The 238-nt window shown below is 55.9% G+C and carries 1 pseudogene; it reads left to right on the top strand.

Going from position 1 to position 238, the window contains the following annotated elements:
- Nucleotides 1-238 (top strand): annotated as a pseudogene (gene cusR / locus R2R70_RS22995) (copper response regulator transcription factor CusR); the annotation flags it as partial.

Here is a 238-nt window from a genome sequence, read left to right as displayed (position 1 = left end):
ATCGAAAGTCAGTTTCAGGTTGCCGACCTGATGGTCGATCTCGTTAGCCGCAAAGTCACCCGCAGCGGCACGCGCATCACTCTGACCAGTAAAGAGTTTACTCTGCTGGAGTTTTTTCTCCGCCATCAGGGCGAAGTGCTGCCCCGCTCGCTTATCGCCTCGCAGGTGTGGGACATGAATTTCGACAGCGACACTAACGCCATTGATGTGGCGGTGAAGCGGCTACGCGGCAAAATCG

The organism is Cobetia sp. SIMBA_158 (assembly GCF_046566945.1).
Lineage (GTDB): Bacteria > Pseudomonadota > Gammaproteobacteria > Pseudomonadales > Halomonadaceae > Cobetia > Cobetia amphilecti.
This window is presented reverse-complemented; position numbering and strand designations above follow the sequence as displayed.